Source organism: Zoogloea sp. GDB6, from assembly GCF_056724105.1.
On sequence record NZ_CM161497.1, the window covers coordinates 3,934,357 to 3,955,339 of the forward strand.

Here is a 20,983-nt window from a genome sequence, read left to right on the forward strand (position 1 = left end):
TCCTGCAGGGGCAGGGAGTAGTCCTTCACGCTTCTGCACGCCGTGCCGCGGCGCAGTAAACTCGGCCCGTGCCAATCGAATCCGCCCTCCCCCCTTTTGCCTTCTTCGACAACAACCTCGATGCCGACGGCGGCGCCTGGCTGCTCACCGGCCTGATCGAGGAAGTCGTCTGCGATCACCCCGACAACTGGCAGGCTTGCCTGCAACGCCTCGACGAGGCGACCCGCAATGGCGCCTGGGTCGCGGTGGCCGCAGCCTACGAACTCGGCTACGCCATCGAGCCCCGCCTGCGCCCCTTGCTGCCGGCTGGAAATAGCCCGCTGCTCAAGGCCTGGATCTTCGAGCGTGGCAACTGGCTGGACGCCGCCGCCAGTGAGGCCTGGCTGACGGCCCAGGCGGGCCACGCGCCCGGTGGCGTCGGCGCGCTACAGGCGGACGTCGGCGAAACGACCTATCTCGAACACATCGAGCGCATCCGCCGCTACATCGCCGATGGCGACTGCTACCAGGTCAATTACACCTTCCCGTTCAGCGGCCAGACCTATGGCGCCCCGGCAGCCCTGTACCAGGCCTTGCGCGCCGCCCAGCCGGTCCGCTACGGCGCCTTCATCCGCCACGCCGGCGGCAGCATCCTGTCGCGCTCGCCGGAGCTGTTCCTGGAGCGCAGCGGCACGACGCTCCGCAGCCTGCCGATGAAGGGCACCGCGCCGCGCCATGCCGACCCGGCCACCCTCAGCGAATCGGAAAAGGACCGCGCCGAGAACGTGATGATCGTGGACCTGATCCGCAACGACATGGGCCGGCTGGCCCCTGCCGGTGGCGTGCGGGTGGACGAGCTCTTCCACGTCGAACCCTACCCGACGGTGTGGCAGATGATCTCCCGCGTCGTCGCCGAACCGGTCACCACCGGGCTGGCGGAGATCTTCCGCGCCTTGTTCCCCTGCGGCTCGATCACCGGCGCGCCGAAGATCCGCGCGATGGAGATCATCCGCGAACTGGAGGCGAGCCCCCGCGGCGTGTATTGCGGCGCGCTGGGCTTCATCCGTCCCGGCGGCGATTTCCGCCTGAGCGTGCCGATCCGCACGCTGCTGGTGGATACGGACGGCCAGGCGAAACTCAACGTAGGCAGCGGCGTGGTCTACGATTCGAGCCCGGCCGGGGAATGGGCGGAATGCCATCTCAAGGCGCGCTTCCTGACGGCCCTGCCGACGCCGCTGCGGCTGATCGAAACCCTGCGCTATGCGCCGGCGGAAGAAGAGGCCTTCCCCTTTCTGCCCGAACACCTGGAGCGCCTGTCGGACTCCGCCCGTTGGTTTGGCTTCCCCTTCGATGCCGACGCCTTCCGCCGGGCACTGGCCGGCATCCAAGGCGACGTGTCACTGCGGGTACGCGTCACTCTCGGCCAGCAGGGCGACCTCCGCGTCGAGACCGCACCGCTCAGTGCGGGCGCGCCTGCCGAAGCGCCGACGGTGGTGCTCTCCCCCCATCGGGTACGCAGCGATGATCCGCTGCTGCGCCACAAGACCACCGCCCGCCGGCTCTATGACCAGGAGCTCGCGCGGGTCATGGGCGAAGGCCACTTCGACGCGCTGTTCCTGAATGAACGGGGGGAGCTGGCCGAAGGCGCACGCAGCAACCTGTTCGTGCAGAAGAATGGGGAACTGCTGACGCCGCCGCAGGACGCGGGGCTGCTCAATGGCGTCCTGCGACGCAGGCTGCTAGGGGAAGGCCACGCGCGGGAAGCCCGGCTGACTGTCGACGATCTACATCAGGCCGACGCAATCTTCGCCGGCAACGGCCTGCGCGGACTCATCCGCGTGCAGCTCGCCCCCTGCAAGAGCGGGCTCGATCGCCCGACAGGCGACTGAGCCATCGCGGGCAGACAGCACATCCGCCCGACAAACAGGCCGCCTCCGGCATTCACCAGAGGTCGGCCGTAGAGCGCCTTACTTGGCGCTCTTGCCCTTCGGCACCACCGACAGCCGCTCCACCAGCGCACGGGTACCGGCGGTGGACTCCTTCAGCAGAAGCTGCACGCCGGCACGCAGCAGTTCGGACTTGGTGCAGATCCGGCCGGCCTTGGCCAGCGTCTCGCGGAGGGTCTTGAGCTGGGCGTGCTCGCTCTTCGGCATCGAGAAGGAATCGCGCACGACCTTCTCGCGGCTGGCCTTGACCGGCTTCTCGGCTTTTTCCGCCTTGACCGGCTTTTCCGCCTTCACGACCTTGGCAGGCTTCGGCGCCTTCTCGACCTTCTCCAGCTTCGCGGGCTTGTCGGCCTTCACCACCTTGGCCTTCTTGGCCGGAACCGGCACTTCTGCCACCACGGCCACCGGCTTGTCCTCGGCCCTGGCCTTCACGGCGGGGGCCTTGGCAACCTTGGCAGCAGCAGGCGCGCGCTTGGGCGCGGCGGGCTTCGCGGCCCGTACTGGCTTCACAACGGCCTTGGCCGGCGCTTCTGCTGCAACCGCAACGGCGGCCGGGGCCTCCACGGCAACGGGAGCCGCAACCACGACTTCCGGCTTGCTCTCCACCACCGGGGCCGGTGCGGCCACGACGGGCTCGCTCGCCGCGACGGCTTCCACCTTGGCGGGCACGGCGGGTTCGGGCAGACGGGTTTCGAGGGATTCCGTTTCCTGCTGCAGCGTGGAACGCAGCGCAGACTTGACCTTGCTGTTCATACTTTCTCTCCTGTGAGTTTCAAGACTTCCAAAACCAGTTTGTCCACTTCCCGGGCCGCCTCGGCACCGGCGCGGCCGAGCTGATACACCGTGCCGCCGATCACCGCGCTCTGCGCGAAGGCATTCCGCTGAGACAGGGCCGCACCCAGCACCGGGAGAGTGAAATCACGCATCACCTCGAGGACGTCCCAGGCGAGATTGGTGCGCACCACGCGGTTCGGCACCAGCGCCGCCTTGAGTCCCTTGCGGCTGGCCTGCACCTGCAGGATCAGGCGCTCGACGCCCTTGGTGGACCACAGATCGGCCGGACTCGGCACGACCGGCACCAGCGCCACGTCGGCTTCCTGCAGCGCCGCCAGCGTGGCCGCGTGTTCGATGGACGGCGGACAGTCGAGCAGCACGATGTCGACACTCCGCGCCGTCTGTTTGACGAAGGCACGCAAGCCCTCGGGCGGCACATCCAGCCGCGATACCTGGGCCGGGAAGCCCTCTACCGCAGACTGGGCCCAACGCAAGGCAGTCTCCTGGGGATCGAGATCGATGATGGCGACCTTGCGCCCGCTGCGTGCGAGCCCACCCGCCAGTTGCATCGTAAGCGTTGACTTACCCGCCCCTCCCTTTTGGGACAGGACGGTAATCACCCTTGGCTTGGCCACTCAACCCCCTGATTGCGTAATACCGTATTATTTTTGCGCGAACGGGATCGCTTGGCAAGTCGAATTGAGAACGGCAGGATGGACGCCGTCACAGTTCCATGCACCACCATGCCTTGGGCAGGCATCCGATAGGGAGGAAAGAATGAGTGCGAGAATCAGGAGCTGGCAAGGCGACATCACCGCACTGGCCGTCGACGCCATCGTGAATGCGGCCAATTCGTCGCTGCTGGGTGGTGGCGGTGTGGATGGAGCCATCCACCGGGCCGCCGGGCCCGAACTGAGGGCCTACTGTGCCGGCCTCGGCGGCTGCCCCACCGGCGAGGCGCGCATCACACCGGGATTCCGGCTGGCGGCACGCCATGTGATCCACACCGTCGGCCCAGTGTGGCAGGGAGGCCAGCACGGCGAGGCCGAAGCCCTGGCGGCCTGCTACCGCAACAGCCTGCAACTGGCCGTGGCCCACGCCCTGCAGACACTGGCCCTACCGGCGATCAGTTGCGGCGCCTACGGCTTTCCGCCGCAGGAAGCCGTCCGGATTGCGGTCGCGGCCTGCCGCGCCATGGCAGACGCCAACCCGCTATTGGAAGAAATTGTGCTGGTCGCCTACGACCCGCAGCTCAAAGCATTGCTCGACGCAGCGCTGGCCTAGCACCCCTGCGGGACCAGACACTGGGACGCCATGCTGGCACGCGCCGGCGTCCCGCGGCCGTTGCAGACGCGTAGCCCGCGATTTCCCAGCCGCATGCACTGCACGCCGGACTCACTCGGCAGAGCGACCGCGTCGCCGTCCTCCACCTTGTCGATGCGCAGCAATTCGAGAAAACGCCGGGCAGCCTCCCGACAATCGAAAATCGTCAGGCGCCCGTCATTTGCGCACAGCCAGCGACCGTTCAGCGTGATGCCGAGGCAGTTGTGGCAACCGCCCGTCAGCGCATGCAGGCGAATCCGCACCTGCCCCAGCAGCGACAGGCGGGCAGCCGCCAGTTCGAGCCACGTGGCGTGGCGTTTCTTGATGTCCATGTTTATCTCCTCCATCTTTTTTTATTTGGCATCCGCCGGCCCTGCAATATCCACACCGGGCAAGGCGCTTCAAAGAACATTATCTACCAATGCCAGGGGCCTCGGCGAGGTGACGATTCCCGCAACGACCACCGGGAAAACCCGGAGTAGATAAACGGCGTATCATTCGGCGGCCTGATGTAGTGCGCCTAAAAAAACGGAGAAAAACACAATGAAACTCGAAACACTGGCCGTCCATGGCGGCTACAGCCCGGACCCGACCACCAAGGCCGTCGCGGTACCGATCTACCAGACCACGTCCTACGCCTTCGACGACACCCAGCACGGTGCAGACCTGTTCGACCTGAAGGTCGCGGGCAACATCTACACCCGCATCATGAACCCCACCCAGGCGGTGCTCGAAGCCCGCGTGGCGGCGATGGAAGGCGGTATCGCCGGTCTGGCCCTGGCATCCGGCATGGCTGCCATCAGCTATGCGATCCAGACCATCGCCGAAGCCGGCGACAACATCGTGTCGGCCTCCACGCTGTATGGCGGCACCTACAACCTGTTCGCCCACACGCTGCCGCAGATCGGCATCCATGTCCGCTTTGCCGACTACCGCGATCCGGCGTCCTTCGCGCCCTTGATCGACGAGCGTACCAAGGCCATCTACTGCGAATCGGTCGGCAACCCGCTGGGCAACATCACCGATTTCGAGCCGCTGGCTGCCATCGCCCACGCCCACGGCATTCCGTTGATCGTGGACAACACCGTGCCGTCGCCCTACCTGTGCCGCCCGATCGAGCACGGCGCCGACATCGTGGTGCACTCACTCACCAAGTACCTGGGCGGTCACGGCAACTCCATCGGCGGCATCATCGTCGACAGCGGCAAGTTCCCGTGGGCGGAGCACAAGGAGCGCTTCCGCCGCCTCAATGAGCCGGACGTGTCCTACCACGGCGTCGTGTATACGGAAGCCCTCGGCCCGGCCGCCTACATCGGCCGCGCCCGCGTCGTGCCGCTGCGCAACATGGGCGCCGCGATCAGCCCCTTCAACGCCTTCCTGATCCTGCAGGGCATCGAGACCCTCGCCCTGCGCATGGACCGCATCTGCGAAAACACCCAGAAGGTCGCCGAATTCCTGAAGGCCCACGCCAAGGTTGCGTGGGTCAATTACGCCGGCCTACCGGAGCACCCCCACAACGGACTGGTCCACAAATACATGGGCGGCCGCGCCTCGGGCATCCTCAACTTCGGCGTGAAGAGTGCTGACGGTGACGGCAAGGCCGCCGGCGGACGCTTCCAGGACGCTCTCAAGCTGGTAACCCGCCTGGTGAACATCGGCGACAGCAAGAGTCTGGCCTGCCACCCGGCGTCCACCACTCACCGCCAACTGTCGCCCGAAGAGATGGTCAAGGCCGGCGTATCCGAGGACATGGTGCGCCTGTCCATCGGCATCGAGCACATCGACGATATCCTGGCCGACCTGGACCAGGCACTGGCAGCAGTCTGATTCCTGCCCGCAGTATCCGGCCCCCTGCTTCAAGCAGGGGGCCGAGTCCCCTCACGCCAACTGGCAACCAACGACCTGATAGCCGGGGCCTGCAAGCAAGGCCGGACCGCTCTGCAATTTGAGCATGCGCGCGCCAAGCTTGACGAAGAGCACGCCACTGCGGATGGTGCCCGGCTCACAGACGATCCTTACCCCCCGCCCCCTCACCGGCGGATCGCACAGGATGCCGTTCCAGCTCCGCGCGCCATCATCAAAGATGACGGGCTGCGGATCGTCCGACAGACGCTGAACGCCAACCGACGCTCCGCCTTTTTCATCCACGCGCACACGCCGGACAACGCCCAGCACCCAGCGTCCGTTCTCGCCCAGATGCGCGGCCACCAAGGTCCCGACCCGGCACACCTCGGGGTCCATCACTGTCGCGCGGACGCCGAAACCGTTGCGGCTGGCATCCTGCAGCGCCCACGCAGCCGCCGGCCGCAGCAGTGCCTCACCGGAAATCAGTGAGCGAATGAAGCCCAGCCCCGTCGCCAACGATAGGGTGCCCCCCACCGGATGGCGCCGGAAGCGCCGGGTTGGCGGTTGCTCCCCCCAATGCCGGATCAGATGACGTATGGTGGCCGCAACAGTCGAGTCATCCATGCCATCGAAACCACGACCGCCTCCCTCAGCATCTTGCCCCAGCTCCCCAAGAACAGGCATCGCGTCGGCGGGATCGAAATAACGCATCGTCGACGACGGCTCGGTCGGCGGCACCAGGCAACGCCGGGGCGGCGACAGGGCTTCCAGGTCGACCGCGAACAACTGGCCGCGGCCAGGCCTCTGGCGGAGGTCCAGGGCGTGCTGTAGATGTCGCACCAGCTTGTCGGTCGCCTCGATACGCTCGGGGGCCAACTGGTCGAGACAAGCGCTCTTCATCGCCACCAGCCGCACGAACTCCCGCCGGATCGTCGAACGGGTCTCGCGCCCTTCGCGGACCAGGACCGGGCTGTCCAGTCGGTCCTGCTCGCAAGCAGTCCGGTATGCCTCACCGGCCCGCCGCCAGGAGTCCTCGGACAGCTCCTGGTAATCGAAAGCCGCCCACTTCATCTCTCCGTTGGCGCAGCGCACCGAACGCAGCAGCATCTCGAGCCGCTGATCAGGCTCAAGTTCCTCTTCGGGAGATGCCAGCACGAGCTCATAGGCACGCCCGAGACTGGCGTGAAAATCCTGGCCGAGCGCCTTGTAGCGCACACTTCGCGCACCGAGGACATTGGATAGATAGAGACTGGCGGTCTGCCGCAGATGGGGCTGCGCAGCTTCATCGAGCTGCGCGACAAGGCGAGCCAGTTCCGCCGGCGGCACGAGCGCTTCGTAGTGAAAGGAGTCCAGCCAGCGGATCAGCTCGATCAGTGCAGCCGGTGCCGCGCTGGACGCGATCTCGCCAAGCACGTGCTTCAGCGACTCGGGCTGCTGGAGCGGGTGCGCCTCCGCGGCAACAGAATCAAGCACCATGACGACCGCCTTCTCTCCCGTTACGGCCATGCCGAAAAATTAGGTTCCTTGCGCGCGGCGATGGTAGCACAAAGGGCCTGGCGCCTATCCTGCACCGCAGTCCCCGGATCGTGGAAAGCCCCATCCCCGAGCCCACTGGGTATCGGTTAAGATTCAGGCTTTTGGCGCGCCATGCGACAGTACCTCGAACTCATGCGCCACGTGGCGGAACGCGGCCACCGCAAGGACGACCGCACCGGCACCGGCACCCTCTCCGTCTTCGGCTGGCAGATGCGTTTCGATCTCGCCGAAGGCTTCCCGCTGCTCACCACCAAAAAGCTGCACACCCGCTCGATCATCCACGAGCTGCTGTGGTTCCTGCGCGGCGACACCAACATCCAGTACCTGAAGGACAACAAGGTTTCCATCTGGGACGAATGGGCCGATGAAAACGGTGAACTCGGCCCGGTGTATGGCAAGCAGTGGCGGCGCTGGGAAACCCCCGACGGGCGCAGCATCGACCAGATCGCCCAGCTCATCGAAGCCCTCAAGAAGAACCCCGACTCCCGCCGCCACATCGTGTCGGCCTGGAACCCGTCCGAAGTGGACCGCATGGCCCTGCCGCCGTGCCACGCACTGTTCCAGTTCTACGTGGCGGGCGGCAAGCTGTCCTGCCAGCTGTACCAGCGCAGCGCGGACATCTTCCTCGGCGTGCCCTTCAACATCGCCAGCTACGCGCTGCTGACGATGATGGTGGCTCAGGTGTGCGGCTACGAACTCGGCGATTTCGTATGGACCGGCGGCGACTGCCATCTTTACGTGAATCACCTGGAACAGACCCAGCTGCAGCTGTCCCGCGAGCCGCGCCAGCTGCCAACCATGCACATCAACCCGGACGTGAAGAGCATCTTCGATTTCAAGATAGAGGACTTCACGCTGGAAGGCTACGATCCGCATCCGCACATTTCCGCGCCGGTGGCGGTCTGAGATGGCGCGCCCGCTGCTTGCCCTAATCGCCGCCTGTGCCCGCGGCGGCGTCATCGGCATCGAAAACCGCCTGCCCTGGCACCTGCCGGAGGACATGAAGTTCTTCCGCGAGACAACCCGCGGCAAGCCGGTGATCATGGGCCGCAAGACTTGGGAATCCCTGCCCGACGCCTTCCGCCCGCTGCCCGGCCGCCTGAACATCGTGGTCAGCCGCAACCCGGACTTCCAGGCTGCCGGCGGCACGGTCGTTACCAGCCTGGAAGCGGCTCGGGCAGCGGCCGGCGATGCGGAGATCGCCTTCGTGATCGGCGGCGCCGAGCTCTATCGCCAGGCCCTGCCGCTGGCCGACCGCCTGCTACTCACGGAGATTGAGCGGGACTATGCCGGCGACGCCTTCTTCCCGGACTTCGACCGCAGCGTCTGGCGCGAGGCTTCCCGCCAGCCCCGCGTAGCCGAATCGGGCCTGCCCTTCGCCTTCGTCACCTACGAACGCGATACAGCCTGAACGACCTATCGGTCGCAGGCTCGCGCCGCCAACCCGGAGCGCCATGAAAAAAGCCGCGATTCACATCGCGGCTTTTTTCATTCAGGCAAGCACAGGACTCACCCGCGCACGCAATCCACGTAGTAATGGATGCGCCCGTCGCGCTCTTCCTTCACGAGGCCATGCACATCGGTCTCGAAGCCCGGGAAGCGGTCGTTGAACTCCCGCGCGAAGCGCAGGTACTGGACCACGGTCTTGTTGAAGCGCTCGCCCGGGATCAGCAGCGGAATGCCCGGCGGGTAAGGGGTCAGCAGCACGCTGGTGACGCGGCCTTCCAGCTCGTCGATGGGCACCCGCTCGATTTCCCGATGGGCCATCTTGGCGAAGGCGTCAGCCGGCTTCATCGCCGGAACCATGTCCGAAAGGTACATCTCGGTGGTCAGGCGGGCCACGTCGTTCTGCTTGTAGATGTCGTGGATCTGCTGGCAGAGATCGTGCAGGCCGATGCGCTCGTAGCGCGGGTGCTTGGCGATGAACTCGGGCAGCACGCGCCACAGGGGCTGGTTTTTGTCGTAATCGTCCTTGAACTGCTGCAGCGCGGTCAGCAGCGTGTTCCAGCGGCCCTTGGTGATGCCGATGGTGAACATGATGAAGAACGAGTACAGGCCGGTCTTCTCGACGATGACGCCATGCTCGGCCAGGTACTTGGTGACGATCGCCGCCGGAATGCCGAAGTCGTCGGCGAAGTCGCCGTCCACGTCGAGGCCCGGGGTGATGATGGTGGCCTTGATCGGGTCGAGCATGTTGAAGCCCGGCGCGATATTGCCGAAGCCGTGCCAGCGCTCGGAGTCGCGCAGCATCCACTCTTCGCGATCGCCCACGCCCTCGTCGGCGAGGTAGTCGGGGCCCCACACCTTGAACCACCAGTCGACGCCCCACTCCTCGTCCACCTTGCGCATCGCGCGGCGGAAATCGAGGGCTTCGGCCAGGGATTCCTCCACCAGCGCGGTGCCGCCCGGCGCTTCCATCATCGCCGCCGCCACGTCGCAGGACGCGATGATCGAATACTGCGGCGACGTGGACGAGTGCATCAGGTAGGCTTCGTTGAAGATGTCCCGGTCCAGCCTGCGGGTCTGGGAATCCTGCACGAGGATCTGCGAGGCCTGGGACAGGCCAGCCAGCAGCTTGTGGGTGGACTGGGTCGAGAACACCATCGACTCGCTGCAGCGCGGACGGTCGGCGCCCATCGCGTGGTAGTCGCCATAGAAGTCGTGGAAGGCCGCGTGGGGCAGCCAGGCTTCGTCGAAGTGCAGGGTATCGATCTCGCCGTCCAGCATCTCCTTGATGGTCTCCACGTTGTAGAGGATGCCGTCGTAGGTGGACTGGGTGATCGTCAGGATCCGCGGCTTCTTGTCCTTCACCGCACGGGCGAAGGGATTGGCCTCGATCTTGCGGCGGATGTTGTCGAGCTTGAACTCGTCCAGCGGGATCGGCCCGATGATGCCGAAGTGGTTGCGGGTCGGCGTCAGGAACACCGGGATCGCCCCGGTCATGATGATCGAGTGCAGGATGGACTTGTGGCAGTTGCGGTCCACCACCACGATATCGTCCGGCGCCACGGTGGAATGCCACACCATCTTGTTGGAAGTGGACGTGCCGTTGGTGACGAAGTACAGGTGGTCGGCGTGGAAGATCCGCGCCGCATTGCGCTCGGAGGCCGCCACCGGGCCGGTGTGGTCAAGCAGCTGGCCGAGCTCGTCCACCGCATTGCAGACGTCGGCGCGCAGCATGTTCTCACCGAAGAACTGGTGGAACATCTGGCCCACCGGGCTCTTCAGAAAGGCAACACCGCCGGAGTGGCCCGGGCAGTGCCAAGAGTAGGAGCCATCAGCCGCATAGTGGGTCAGCGCGCGGAAAAATGGCGGCGGCAGGGAGTCCAGGTAGGCACGAGCCTCGCGCACGATGTGGCGGGCGACGAACTCCGGCGTGTCCTCGAACATGTGGATGAAGCCATGCAGCTCACGCAGCACGTCGTTCGGGATGTGGCGGGAAGTGCGCGTCTCGCCGTACAGGAAGATCGGGATATCCGCGTTGCGAAAGCGGACTTCCTCGACGAAGGCGCGCAGGTCGGCGATGGCCTTTTCGGTGGCTTCGGGCGACGAGAACTCCTCATCGTCGATGGACAGGATGAAGGCCGACCCACGGCTCTGCTGCTGGGCGAAGGACGCCACGTCGCCGTAGCTGGTCACCCCCAGGACGTGCGGGCCTTCCTTCTCGATGGCTTCCGCCAGGGCCCGGATACCCAGCCCGGACGTGTTTTCCGAACGGAAGTCCTCGTCGATGACGATGACCGGAAAATTGAAGCGCATTCTCGACTCCTCGATGCCCGACTTTCGGCCCGGGCGGATCAACAAAAAGCGTTGGGCGGACTTGCGTGCTTGCGCATAGTCCGCCCGGTGTCGGTGACGTTACAACAGAAATATTTCAGATCTTCGGCAGCGTCACGCCAGTCTGGCCAAGATACTTGCCGCCACGGTCCTTGTAGGACGTGTCGCACACCTCGTCCGACTCGAAGAACAGCATCTGGGCGACGCCTTCATTGGCGTAGATCTTGGCCGGCAGCGGCGTGGTGTTGGAGAACTCCAGCGTCACATGGCCTTCCCACTCTGGCTCCAGCGGCGTCACGTTGACGATGATGCCGCAGCGCGCATAAGTGGACTTGCCCAGGCACACGGTCAGCACGCTGCGCGGGATACGGAAGTACTCCACGGTGCGCGCCAGTGCGAAGGAGTTCGGCGGAATGATGCACACATCGCCGGTGAAATCCACGAAGTTGCGCTCGTCGAAATTCTTCGGATCGACGATCGTGGAATTGATGTTGGTGAAGATCTTGAATTCGTTGGCAACGCGCACGTCGTAGCCGTAGCTCGACGTCCCGTAGGACACGATCTTGCCGCCCTCATTCTGGCGCACCAGTTCGGGGGCAAACGGTTCGATCATGCGCGCATCGCCTTCCGCCATGCGGCGAATCCACTTGTCCGATTTGATGCTCACGCGGGGCCCCTGCACAAAAACGCGCATTCTACATGCAGAGGCCCGCCGGAGAGACGTCAATTGCAGACGTTGATGCAATGCCGCAACTACTTCTTCTTATCCTCTTCCGGATCGTCCTTGACCACGTCGTAGATACCCTTGCCGACCTTGAACGGCACCTTCACCACTTCGACGCCGACATCCACCGCTGCACCGACGACGGTGCCCACCACACAGCCGCCCAGGCCCATGCAGGCGACCGCCAGCAGGCCACCGGCCATCATCCGCTTAAGGCCGCTCATGTGTTCTGCACCACGATGTTGGGGAACTTGTGGCTCATGTCCTTGGCGCGCTCGGCGATGCTGATCGCCACCTTGCGGGCGATGCCCTTGTAGATCTCGGCGACGCGGCCGTCCGGGTCGGCGACCACCGTCGGCACGCCGCTGTCCACTTCCTGGCGGATCTGGATGTCGAGGGGCAGCGCGCCGAGGAAGGGCACACCGTAGTCGGCGCACATGGCCTGGCCACCGCCAGTGCCGAAGATGTGCTCCTCGTGGCCGCAGTTGGAGCAGATATGGATGCTCATGTTTTCGACGATGCCGATGATCGGCACGCCGACCTTCTCGAACATCTTGAGGCCCTTGCGGGCGTCCAGCAGCGCGATGTCCTGCGGCGTGGTAACGATCACGGCACCGGTCACCGGCACGGTCTGGGACAGGGTCAGCTGAATGTCGCCGGTGCCCGGCGGCATGTCGATAACCAGGTAGTCCAACTCGTCCCAGTTGGTTTCCTTCAGCAGCTGCTGCAGCGCGCCGGTGGCCATCGGGCCGCGCCACACCATCGGCGTCTCCACATCCACCAGGAAGCCGATGGACATCACCTGCAGGCCATGGGCGTGCAGCGGTTGCATGGTCTTGCCGTCGAGGGACTCGGGACGCTGACCGCCGATCCCCAGCATCTGCGGCTGGGACGGGCCATAGATATCCGCATCCAGCATGCCGACGCGGGCACCTTCCGCCGCCAGCGCGAGGGCCAGGTTGACCGCGGTGGTGCTCTTGCCGACGCCGCCCTTGCCAGACGCCACGGCGATGATGTTCTTCACGCCGGGCAACAGCTTGACGCCCTGCTGCACCGCGTGAGCGACGATTTTGGTGTGGACGTTGGCACTCACGTTGCCGACGCCCGGCAAAGTCTTGACCTGGGCGATCAGCGCCTGGCGGATCGCGTCGATCTGGGTTTGCGCCGGGTAGCCCAGCTCGATGTCGAAGGACACGTCTGCACCGCTCACGCGCAGGTTCTTCACCAGGCGAGATGAGACGTAGTCCTTGCCGGTATTGGGATCGACGAACTGCTTCAGGCAGTCGAGGACGCTCTGGTCGGTCAGGCTCATGGTATCGGGGGCCGGCGAGCGGCGGAAAAATGAAAACATGGTGAACGGCACGCGGGGCGAGGTAAACCCGAGTAATTTTGTCCAGTTTACCAAAACGGGCAGGCTCCGCGAGGGCGGAATCGCTTTGCTAGAATGCCGGATTCAGAACAATCGTGCATCAGGCCCATCCATGACCCCCCCGCGCAAGATCCTCGTCACCAATGCCCTGCCCTACGCCAACGGCGACATCCACCTCGGTCACCTGGTCGGCTACATCCAGGCCGACATCTGGGTACGCTACCAGCGCATGCGCGGCAACCTGGTGCACTACGTCTGCGCGGACGACACCCACGGCACGCCGGTCATGCTGCGCGCCGAAAAGGAAGGCCTGACGCCCGAGCAGCTGATCGACCGCGTGCATGGCGAACACTCCCGCGATTTCCGCGATTTCAGCGTCGAGTTCGACAACTACCACTCCACCCACAGCGGCGAGAACCGCTGGTATGCCGAAGACATCTACACCCGCCTGCGCGACAACGCCAAGCTCATCGACACCCGCGCCATCGAGCAGTTCTACGACCCGGTCAAGGAGATGTTCCTGCCCGACCGCTTCATCAAGGGCGAGTGCCCCAAGTGTGGCGCGGCCGACCAGTACGGCGACAACTGTGAAGCCTGCGGCGCGGCCTACGCCCCGACCGAACTGAAGAACCCGTACTCCGCGGTGTCCGGCGCCAAGCCGGTGCTGAAGACCTCCGAGCACTACTTCTTCCGCCTGTCCGACCCGCGCGCCGTCGAGTTCCTGCGCGAATGGACCCAGGGCGTCACCCCCGACGGCGAGCGCCGCCTGCAGGCCGAAGCCGCCAACAAGATGAAGGAATGGCTCGGCGAGGCCGGCGAGAACAAGCTGTCCGACTGGGACATCTCCCGCGACGCGCCCTACTTCGGCTTCGAGATCCCCGGCGCCCCGGGCAAATATTTCTACGTGTGGCTGGACGCTCCTATCGGCTACTTCGCCAGCTTCCGCAACCTGGCTTCCCGCCGCAGGGACATCGACGTCGCCGACTACACCGAGGCCGGCCCGGCGGCCGCCACCGGCACCGAGCTGATCCACTTCATCGGCAAGGACATCCTGTACTTCCACGCGCTGTTCTGGCCCGCGATGCTGCACTTCGCCGGCTACCGCACGCCGACCCAGCTGTGCGTAAACGGCTTCCTGACCGTGGACGGCGCCAAGATGAGCAAGAGCCGCGGGACCTTCATCACCGCCCGCTCCTACACCGAGCAGAAACTCAACCCGGAGTGGCTGCGCTACTACTTCGCCGGCAAGTCCAACGGCACGATGGAAGACGTGGACCTCAACCTTGACGACATGATCGCCAAGGTCAATTCCGACCTTGTCGGCAAGTTCGTCAACATCGCCAGCCGCTGTGCCGGCTTCATCGCCAAGCGCTTCGACGGCAAGCTCGGCGCCCACGACAGCGCCGCCGCCCTCGACTGGGACCTGTCCGAAATCACCGCCGCCTACGAGACCCGCGACTTCAGCCGCGCACTGCGCAAGATCATGGAGTTCGCCGACCTGGCCAATGGCTACGTCAACGACAACAAGCCGTGGGAGCTGGCCAAGCAGGAAGGCCAGGAAGCCCGTCTGCACGTCGTGTGCACCACCGCCATCAACATCTTCAAGGCCCTCACCGGCCTGCTCAAGCCGGTTCTGCCCAAACTCGCGGCCCAGGTCGAAGCCTTCCTGGCGATCGAGCCGCTGGGCTGGGACAGCCTGCTGGCCCCCCTGCCCGCCGGCCACGCCATCGGCGCCTACAGTCACCTGATGACCCGCATCGAGCGCAAGCAGGTGGACGCGCTCCTCGAAGCCAACCGGGACTCCCTGGCCCCCGCCGCCGTGGCCCATGCCAAGCCCTCCAAAGCCGCGAAAAACGGCAAGGACGCCCATTCCGAGCAGCGCCACGCACAGCACCAGGCCCACGTGGCCGCCACCGAAACCGAGCAGGCGGCGGAAACCGAGCCCTTCATTTCCATCGACGACTTCGGCAAGGTGGACCTGCGTATCGCCAGGATCGTCTCCGCCGAGCACGTCGAAGGCGCCGCCAAGCTGCTGCGCCTGCAGCTCGACATCGGCGAGGAGCGTCCGCGCCAGGTCTTCGCCGGCATCAAGAGCGCCTATGACCCCGCGACTCTGGTCGGCCGGCTGACCGTGATGGTCGCCAACCTAGCCCCGCGCAAGATGAAGTTCGGCATGTCCGAAGGCATGGTGCTGGCCGCCTCCGACAGCAACGGCGAAGTACCGGGCCTGTTCATCCTGTCGCCGGACAGCGGCGCCACCCCGGGCATGCGCGTCAAATGAGCGCCTCGCCCCTGCCCCGCCTGACCCTGGCCTTCTGGGCCTGGGCGGCCATCGACATGATCGGCGTGGTGGTCCTCGCGCTGGGCGCGGCCTACCTCATGGAAGACCGCGCCTCCCTGCTGCCCGGTTTTCCCGCCAACGGTCTGCAGGCCTGGATCTGCGTGGGCGGCGGCATCGTCGCCGTCTTCATCGCCGCAGTGAAGATGCTGGTGGAAGTCATGCATGCCGCCTCCCGCGGCAAGCAGGCCGCCAACGACAGCCACTATTCCCACTAACCCGAAGGACGCGCAACCATGCCCATGACCGCCCGCAAACGATGGTTCGTCCAACATCGCACGGGGCCCGGTCTCACCCCTCCGCAAAGCGCGCCCACCAGCGCAGACCCGATGTTTTCCTTTTTGCGGAGGCCCCATGGCCAAGATTGCGTTTCACCCCAAACTCCTCGACACGCTGCCGGGTTATGACGGCAGCCAGTTCAGTCGCGATGCGTCCGCCGGCCTGACGGTCGGCGTCCTCGCCCTGCCCCTCGCGATGGCCTTCGCCATCGCCTCGGGCATGTCCCCCACTGCCGGCATCTGGACAGCCATCGTCGCCGGCTTCCTGATCTCCGCCCTCGGTGGCTCCCGTGTGCAGATCGGCGGCCCCACCGGCGCCTTCATTCCGATCATCTACGGCATCGTCGCCGACTACGGCGTGCAGAACCTGCTCGTCGCCACCATGCTGGCCGGCGCGATCCTCGTCGCGATGGGCGTGTTCCGCCTTGGCAACCTGATCCGCTTCATCCCCAAGACAGTGGTGATCGGCTTCACCAACGGCATCGCGGTGGTGATCTTCCTCGCCCAGATCAAGGACTTCCTCGGCCTGCGCATCGAGCACATGCCCGGCGAGTTCTTCGGCAAGATCGAGGCGCTGGCCGCCAACCTGCACTCCATCGACATCCCCACCGTCGCGCTGTCGATCGTCTCGCTGATCGTGCTGCTGTCGTGGAACCGGCTGGCCCGGCGTTTCACGCTGCTGGCCCGCATGCCCGGCCCGCTGGGTGTGCTGGTGGTCGCCACCGTCGCCAATGCGCTCCTGCACCTGCCGGTGGAAACCATCGGCAGCCGCTTCAATGGCATCCCGCAGGATCTGCCTGCCTTCGCGCTGCCCGAGCTTTCGCTGCCCATTCTCGGCAAGCTGATCTCGCCGGCGCTGACCATCGCCCTGCTCGGCGCCATCGAATCCCTGCTGTCGGCCCGTGTCGCGGATGGCTCCATCGACGACCGCCACGACCCCAATCAGGAATTGATCGCCCAGGGCATCGCCAACATCGCCGCGCCGCTGTTCGGCGGCTTCGCCGCCACCGGCGCCATCGCCCGCACCGCCACCAATGTGCGCACAGGCGGCCGCAGCCCAGTGGCCGGCATGGTGCACGCGCTGGTGCTGCTGGCCGTCGTGCTGGTGCTGGCGCCGTTTGCCAAGCACATCCCGCTGGCCACCCTGTCCGCAATCGTCGTCGTCGTATCCATCAACATGGGCGAATGGCACGAGTTCCGCGGGCTGGGGCGCTTCTCGCTGAACTACCGGGCGATCCTGCTCACCACCTTCTTCGTCACCGTGGTTTTCGATCTGACGCTGGCGGTCGAGTTGGGCATGGTGCTGGCCAGCCTGGCCTTCATCTACCGCATGTCGGACCTGACCCGCGTCGAACGCCGCCCCCTCGGCGAACTGGCGATGCTGCCGCAGTTCCTCTACCCGGACGGCACGCCACGGGTGGTCGCCTATTCCCTGTACGGCTCCCTGTTCTTCGGTGCGATCCACAAGCTGGAAGCCCTGCTGGCCCCGGCCGAGCGGCACCCGGAAATCGTCATCCTCGAAATGCAGCATCTGGTCAGCCTCGACACCACCGGCCTGGAAGGCCTGGAGAGCTTGTGCAAGAACCTGCACAAAAGAGGCTGTGCGCTTATCCTCTGTAACCTCAACACGCAGCCTGGTTCGCTGATCGAGCGTTCCGGCTTCGCCGACGAAGTGGGCCCCAACAACATCTGCAGCGACCTGTACGGCGCCCTCGCCCGCTCCAGGGAGCTCCTTCCGAGGTTCATGGATGAAGACAACATCTGACTCCACCGCCCGCCTGCTGCGCATCCACGGCACCGTACAGGGCGTCGGCTACCGCAACGCATTGCACGCCCAAGCCCGACACCTGGGCCTTGCCGGCTGGGTGCGCAATCGCAGTGACGGCACCGTCGAAGCCCTGGTCGCCGGCCCGGCTGCGGCCCTCGACACGATCACCGAATGGGCCCGGCGTGGCCCGCCGGCAGCCCGCGTCAGTAAGGTGGTCTGGGAAAGCAGCTCACCACCGGAAAGCCCCGGCTTTACGCGCGCCGACACGCTCTGAGCCATGCCGGCGGCGTGCCTGGCGACAAATGGCGTTAGAATGTGTCGGTCGTCATCCCCCACCCGACCTCAAGACGCCCCCTCCTACCGTGGCCCTGCCTTCCACTCAAGAAGACGCCGGCAGTCTGGACTTCTCGACCGCCCTGTTCGAGCGCTTTCCGACCCTGATCTGGCGATCCGGCGTCGATGCCAAATGCAGCTATTTCAACCAGACCTGGCTGGATTTCACTGGCCGCACGCTCGAAGACGAGCTGGGTGACGGTTGGACCATCGGGATCCACCCGGAGGATTTCGACCGCAGCATAGGCACCTATCTCGAACACTTTGCGGTGCAAACGCCTTTCGAGATGGAGTACCGGCTGCGCCGCCACGATGGAAACTACCGCTGGATCATCAACACGGGCCGTCCGGTCTTCGACGGGAACGGCGACTTCACCGGCTATATCGCTTCCGGCCTGGACATCACCGACCGCCGCAACACCGAGGCCGAGCTGCGTGAGCGCGAAGAGAGCATGCGAACCCTGCTCGCCTCGATGGGTGAGGGCGTGATCCTGCGCGACGCCCACGGCAAGGTACTGCTGCACAACACCAGCGCCGAAAAGATCTTCGGCCTCAGCCCCGCGGAAATGCACACCTGGGAACTCAACCAGGACAACGGCCTGGTGCGTTACCTCAACGAGGACGGCGGACCTGCCGAGCTCACCCAGATCCCATCCATGCGGGCGCTGGCTAGCGGGCAGGCCCAGGCCGGCCCCCTCGGCGTCGAAAGGCGGGACGGCAGCCTGCGCTGGGTGTGGGTCAATTCGGTCCCGCTCTACGAGGACGATAGCGACACACCCCGCGGCGTCATCACTACCATCGCCGACATCACCGCTCGACGGGAGAGCGAGGAACAGCTCCGTCTGGCCTGGACGGTGTTCCGCAACAGCGTCGAGGCGATCATCGTCACCGACGCCAGCCAGCACATTCTGTCGGTCAACAAAGCCTTTACCGAAGTCACCGGCTACAGCGCTGACGAGGCCATAGGCCAGACGCCGAAACTGCTCAAGTCCGGCCACCACGATCCGGCCTTCTACGAAGCCATGTGGGCGGAGATCGAGGAGCACGGTTTCTGGCAGGGGGAAATCAACGACCGCCGCAAGAACGGCACGCTCTACCCTTCCGCCCTATCGATCAGCGCCGTGCGCGACAACGCCGGGCGAATCAGCCATTACGTGGCCGTGTTTTCCGACATCACTGAACGCAAGGCCTCGGAGGCGCGCATTGCCTTCCTGGCCCAACACGATGCGCTGACCGGCCTCCCCAATCGAACGCTACTCCACGACCGCCTCGAACAGGCCCTTGCCAACGCGGTACGGCGGCAGAAGCGGATCGCCCTGCTGTTCCTCGACCTCGACCGCTTCAAGACCATCAACGACTCCCTCGGCCACATGATGGGAGATCAGCTGCTGCAAGGCGTCGCCCTTCGCCTGTCGGCCTGCGTCCGCGAAACCGACACGGTCAGTCGCCAGGGCGGCGACGAGTTCCTGATCGTCCTGACCGATGTGGAGGTCCCGGCCGACGCTGCTCGCGTCGCCGAGAAGATCCTCGACCGCCTGCGCGAGCCCTTCGAGATCGACACCCAACAGCTCGGCACCTCGTTCTCGATCGGCATAGCCCTTTATCCGGAAGACGGCATCAACGTCGAGAGCCTGATGAAGAACGCCGACACGGCGATGTATCACGCCAAGGAAAGCGGGCGGAACACCTATCGCTTCTTCGACGAGGTGATGAACGTCAACGCGCTGGAACGCCTGCACCTGGAAAACGCCCTGCGGCGCGCCCTTGAAAACAACGAATTTCAGCTCTATTACCAGCCCCAGGTGGACCTAGCGACGGGCCGCATCATCGGCATGGAGGCCCTGCTGCGCTGGTTCAGCGGTGCGCTGGGCGGTGTGCCACCGGCCCGCTTCATCCCGCTTGCCGAGGAATGCGGCCTGATCGTTCCGATCGGCCGCTGGGTGCTACACGAAGCCTGCCGCCAGGCACGCCGCTGGCAGGATGCCGGCTTCCCGCCCATGCCGGTGGCCGTTAACCTGTCGGCGCTGCAATTCCGTCGCGAAGACATCGTCGCCACTGTCCGCGACGTTCTGGATGCCAGTGGTCTGGACGGCCAGTGGCTGGAGCTGGAACTCACGGAATCCCTGCTGATGCAGTCCGGCAGCGCCGTCGAGGACATCCTGGCGCGCCTGAAGGGGCTGGGCATCCGCATGTCCATCGATGACTTCGGCACCGGCTATTCCAGCCTGGCCTACCTGAAGCGCTTTCCGGTGGACCGCCTGAAGATCGATCAGAGCTTCGTGCGCGATCTCAACGAGGACCCGGACGATGCCGTGCTCGTAAGGACCATCATCCAGCTCGGCCGCAACCTGCGACTGGAAGTGATCGCCGAGGGCACCGAAACGCCGGAGCAGATGGAGTTCCTGCGCCAGGAAGGCTGCACTGCGGCACAGGGCTACTTGTTCAGCCCGCCCCTGCCGGCAGAGGCCGTCACCGGCCTGCTGCACATCGGCACGCTGCCGGCGGCGCCATTCACGCCAGAGTAAACAGCCCGGTCATCGCCGCTAGGTAGGCCGTGGCGGCGGGAGCCGTTTCCGCCGGCGCCCAGCGTCCCCATTCGGCTTCGCTCAGCGGCACATAGGGCCCCGCCTTGGCTTCGGCAAAAACCGTTCCGCTCTCCAGTGCCACGATGGCATGCCACACGCCGGGCGGCACGTCACAGCCCGGAAGCGCGCCACCAGCCCGGATGACCTGCGTATCCGTAACGGCACCGTCGGCATCGAAAGTCAGCACGCCCAGACTGCCGCGTAGCAGGATCAGGGTTTCTGCCTTGTCGGGATCCAGATGGCAATGGGGACGCACATAGGAATCCGGCTCCATGGCCACCAGCAGGCGCTGGGCCGGCGCGCCCAGATCGGTGTGCAGGTTGTGGTGGGCACGGCGGCGCGGCACCGTTCGCGCCTGCGCCACCAGTCCGTCGAGCAGAGCTGCATCGAAGAAGCGGATGCCCATGC

General features: G+C 65.4%; 19 protein-coding genes. 10 read left to right on the top strand and 9 right to left on the bottom strand.

The window, feature by feature from the left end; translation table 11 throughout:
• The first annotated feature begins 68 nt into the window (after nucleotides 1–68).
• A complete protein-coding gene (pabB, locus tag AC1PQG_RS17900) occupies nucleotides 69–1,868 on the top strand; it encodes an aminodeoxychorismate synthase component I (RefSeq protein WP_481119163.1) in 1,800 nt (599 codons plus the stop codon).
• Nucleotides 1,869–1,946: 78 nt separating this feature from the next.
• Here the strand turns inward: pabB and AC1PQG_RS17905 are convergent, their stop codons facing one another.
• A complete protein-coding gene (locus AC1PQG_RS17905) occupies nucleotides 1,947–2,678 on the bottom strand; it encodes a hypothetical protein (protein WP_481119164.1) in 732 nt (243 codons plus the stop codon).
• Nucleotides 2,675–3,334: a ParA family partition ATPase gene (gene parA, locus AC1PQG_RS17910; RefSeq protein ID WP_481119165.1), complete on the bottom strand. Its 660-nt coding sequence runs from the start codon at nucleotides 3,332–3,334 to the stop codon at nucleotides 2,675–2,677. Before parA ends, AC1PQG_RS17905 begins: the two co-directional genes overlap by 4 nt.
• 142 nt (nucleotides 3,335–3,476) lie before the next feature.
• Between parA and AC1PQG_RS17915 the strand changes: the two genes are divergently transcribed.
• On the top strand, nucleotides 3,477–3,983 hold the full coding sequence (locus AC1PQG_RS17915; RefSeq protein WP_481119166.1) for an O-acetyl-ADP-ribose deacetylase: 507 nt from the start codon (nucleotides 3,477–3,479) through the stop codon (nucleotides 3,981–3,983).
• Here the strand turns inward: AC1PQG_RS17915 and AC1PQG_RS17920 are convergent.
• On the bottom strand, nucleotides 3,980–4,354 hold the full coding sequence (locus tag AC1PQG_RS17920; RefSeq protein ID WP_481119167.1) for a hypothetical protein: 375 nt from the start codon (nucleotides 4,352–4,354) through the stop codon (nucleotides 3,980–3,982). The genes AC1PQG_RS17915 and AC1PQG_RS17920 overlap by 4 nt on opposite strands.
• 211 nt (nucleotides 4,355–4,565) lie before the next feature.
• Between AC1PQG_RS17920 and AC1PQG_RS17925 the strand changes: the two genes are divergently transcribed.
• Nucleotides 4,566–5,849: an O-acetylhomoserine aminocarboxypropyltransferase/cysteine synthase family protein gene (locus tag AC1PQG_RS17925; protein ID WP_481119168.1), complete on the top strand. Its 1,284-nt coding sequence runs from the start codon at nucleotides 4,566–4,568 to the stop codon at nucleotides 5,847–5,849.
• 51 nt (nucleotides 5,850–5,900) lie between these two features.
• On the opposite strand, the gene AC1PQG_RS17930 is transcribed toward AC1PQG_RS17925, so the two are convergent.
• Complete coding sequence (locus AC1PQG_RS17930) at nucleotides 5,901–7,373, bottom strand: hypothetical protein (RefSeq protein WP_481119169.1); 1,473 nt, start codon at nucleotides 7,371–7,373, stop codon at nucleotides 5,901–5,903.
• Between the two features lie 141 nt (nucleotides 7,374–7,514).
• Between AC1PQG_RS17930 and AC1PQG_RS17935 the strand changes: the two genes are divergently transcribed.
• Both AC1PQG_RS17935 and AC1PQG_RS17940 read left to right on the top strand, forming a co-directional pair.
• Entirely contained in the window at nucleotides 7,515–8,309 is a 795-nt protein-coding gene (locus tag AC1PQG_RS17935) for a thymidylate synthase (RefSeq protein WP_481119170.1), read from the top strand.
• Nucleotide 8,310: 1 nt separating this feature from the next.
• Complete coding sequence (locus AC1PQG_RS17940; protein ID WP_481119171.1) at nucleotides 8,311–8,814, top strand: dihydrofolate reductase; 504 nt, start codon at nucleotides 8,311–8,313, stop codon at nucleotides 8,812–8,814.
• Nucleotides 8,815–8,912: 98 nt separating this feature from the next.
• On the opposite strand, the gene AC1PQG_RS17945 is transcribed toward AC1PQG_RS17940, so the two are convergent.
• The 4 genes from AC1PQG_RS17945 to apbC all read right to left on the bottom strand — a co-directional run bounded on the left by AC1PQG_RS17945 (nucleotide 8,913) and on the right by apbC (nucleotide 13,216).
• A complete protein-coding gene (locus AC1PQG_RS17945) occupies nucleotides 8,913–11,162 on the bottom strand; it encodes an Orn/Lys/Arg family decarboxylase (RefSeq protein WP_481119172.1) in 2,250 nt (749 codons plus the stop codon).
• Between the two features lie 115 nt (nucleotides 11,163–11,277).
• Complete coding sequence (gene dcd, locus AC1PQG_RS17950) at nucleotides 11,278–11,847, bottom strand: dCTP deaminase (RefSeq protein ID WP_374487006.1); 570 nt, start codon at nucleotides 11,845–11,847, stop codon at nucleotides 11,278–11,280.
• 86 nt (nucleotides 11,848–11,933) lie between these two features.
• The gene (locus tag AC1PQG_RS17955) at nucleotides 11,934–12,128 is read right to left on the bottom strand and encodes an NF038104 family lipoprotein (RefSeq protein WP_481119173.1); all 195 of its coding nucleotides are present in this window, start codon (nucleotides 12,126–12,128) and stop codon (nucleotides 11,934–11,936) included.
• Nucleotides 12,125–13,216: an iron-sulfur cluster carrier protein ApbC gene (gene apbC / locus AC1PQG_RS17960; protein WP_374487005.1), complete on the bottom strand. Its 1,092-nt coding sequence runs from the start codon at nucleotides 13,214–13,216 to the stop codon at nucleotides 12,125–12,127. Before apbC ends, AC1PQG_RS17955 begins: the two co-directional genes overlap by 4 nt.
• 169 nt (nucleotides 13,217–13,385) lie before the next feature.
• Between apbC and metG the strand changes: the two genes are divergently transcribed.
• The 5 genes from metG to AC1PQG_RS17985 all read left to right on the top strand — a co-directional run bounded on the left by metG (nucleotide 13,386) and on the right by AC1PQG_RS17985 (nucleotide 20,515).
• The gene (gene metG, locus AC1PQG_RS17965; protein ID WP_481119174.1) at nucleotides 13,386–15,554 is read left to right on the top strand and encodes a methionine--tRNA ligase; all 2,169 of its coding nucleotides are present in this window, start codon (nucleotides 13,386–13,388) and stop codon (nucleotides 15,552–15,554) included.
• Complete coding sequence (locus AC1PQG_RS17970; RefSeq protein ID WP_481119175.1) at nucleotides 15,551–15,829, top strand: hypothetical protein; 279 nt, start codon at nucleotides 15,551–15,553, stop codon at nucleotides 15,827–15,829. The genes metG and AC1PQG_RS17970 overlap by 4 nt, the downstream gene beginning before the upstream one ends.
• A gap of 136 nt (nucleotides 15,830–15,965) precedes the next feature.
• Nucleotides 15,966–17,654 carry a SulP family inorganic anion transporter gene (locus AC1PQG_RS17975; RefSeq protein WP_481119176.1) on the top strand — a complete coding sequence of 563 codons (1,689 nt, stop codon included), beginning with the start codon at nucleotides 15,966–15,968 and terminating at the stop codon, nucleotides 17,652–17,654.
• Nucleotides 17,638–17,931 carry an acylphosphatase gene (locus tag AC1PQG_RS17980; RefSeq protein WP_481119177.1) on the top strand — a complete coding sequence of 98 codons (294 nt, stop codon included), beginning with the start codon at nucleotides 17,638–17,640 and terminating at the stop codon, nucleotides 17,929–17,931. The genes AC1PQG_RS17975 and AC1PQG_RS17980 overlap by 17 nt, the downstream gene beginning before the upstream one ends.
• A gap of 88 nt (nucleotides 17,932–18,019) precedes the next feature.
• Entirely contained in the window at nucleotides 18,020–20,515 is a 2,496-nt protein-coding gene (locus tag AC1PQG_RS17985) for a sensor domain-containing protein (RefSeq protein ID WP_481119178.1), read from the top strand.
• Here AC1PQG_RS17985 and AC1PQG_RS17990 read toward each other — a convergent pair.
• Nucleotides 20,502–20,981, bottom strand: coding sequence for a WbuC family cupin fold metalloprotein (locus AC1PQG_RS17990; RefSeq protein WP_481119179.1), 480 nt, complete (start codon nucleotides 20,979–20,981; stop codon nucleotides 20,502–20,504). The two genes, AC1PQG_RS17985 and AC1PQG_RS17990, sit on opposite strands and share 14 nt — an antisense overlap.
• Nucleotides 20,982–20,983 lie beyond the last annotated feature (2 nt).

Excerpts from the sequence above, each read along its gene's own strand:
- AC1PQG_RS17970 (WP_481119175.1), top strand. The coding sequence starts at position 15,551 with ATGAGCGCCTCGCCCCTGCCCCGCCTGACCCTGGCCTTCTGGGCCTGG.
- AC1PQG_RS17930 (WP_481119169.1), bottom strand. The coding sequence starts at position 7,373 with ATGGCCGTAACGGGAGAGAAGGCGGTCGTCATGGTGCTTGATTCTGTT.
- AC1PQG_RS17940 (WP_481119171.1), top strand. The coding sequence starts at position 8,311 with ATGGCGCGCCCGCTGCTTGCCCTAATCGCCGCCTGTGCCCGCGGCGGC.
- AC1PQG_RS17945 (WP_481119172.1), bottom strand. The coding sequence starts at position 11,162 with ATGCGCTTCAATTTTCCGGTCATCGTCATCGACGAGGACTTCCGTTCG.
- apbC (WP_374487005.1), bottom strand. The coding sequence starts at position 13,216 with ATGAGCCTGACCGACCAGAGCGTCCTCGACTGCCTGAAGCAGTTCGTC.
- AC1PQG_RS17925 (WP_481119168.1), top strand. The coding sequence starts at position 4,566 with ATGAAACTCGAAACACTGGCCGTCCATGGCGGCTACAGCCCGGACCCG.
- metG (WP_481119174.1), top strand. The coding sequence starts at position 13,386 with ATGACCCCCCCGCGCAAGATCCTCGTCACCAATGCCCTGCCCTACGCC.
- AC1PQG_RS17920 (WP_481119167.1), bottom strand. The coding sequence starts at position 4,354 with ATGGACATCAAGAAACGCCACGCCACGTGGCTCGAACTGGCGGCTGCC.
- AC1PQG_RS17975 (WP_481119176.1), top strand. The coding sequence starts at position 15,966 with ATGGCCAAGATTGCGTTTCACCCCAAACTCCTCGACACGCTGCCGGGT.
- AC1PQG_RS17990 (WP_481119179.1), bottom strand. The coding sequence starts at position 20,981 with ATGGGCATCCGCTTCTTCGATGCAGCTCTGCTCGACGGACTGGTGGCG.
- AC1PQG_RS17915 (WP_481119166.1), top strand. The coding sequence starts at position 3,477 with ATGAGTGCGAGAATCAGGAGCTGGCAAGGCGACATCACCGCACTGGCC.
- AC1PQG_RS17905 (WP_481119164.1), bottom strand. The coding sequence starts at position 2,678 with ATGAACAGCAAGGTCAAGTCTGCGCTGCGTTCCACGCTGCAGCAGGAA.
- AC1PQG_RS17980 (WP_481119177.1), top strand. The coding sequence starts at position 17,638 with ATGAAGACAACATCTGACTCCACCGCCCGCCTGCTGCGCATCCACGGC.
- AC1PQG_RS17955 (WP_481119173.1), bottom strand. The coding sequence starts at position 12,128 with ATGAGCGGCCTTAAGCGGATGATGGCCGGTGGCCTGCTGGCGGTCGCC.
- AC1PQG_RS17935 (WP_481119170.1), top strand. The coding sequence starts at position 7,515 with ATGCGACAGTACCTCGAACTCATGCGCCACGTGGCGGAACGCGGCCAC.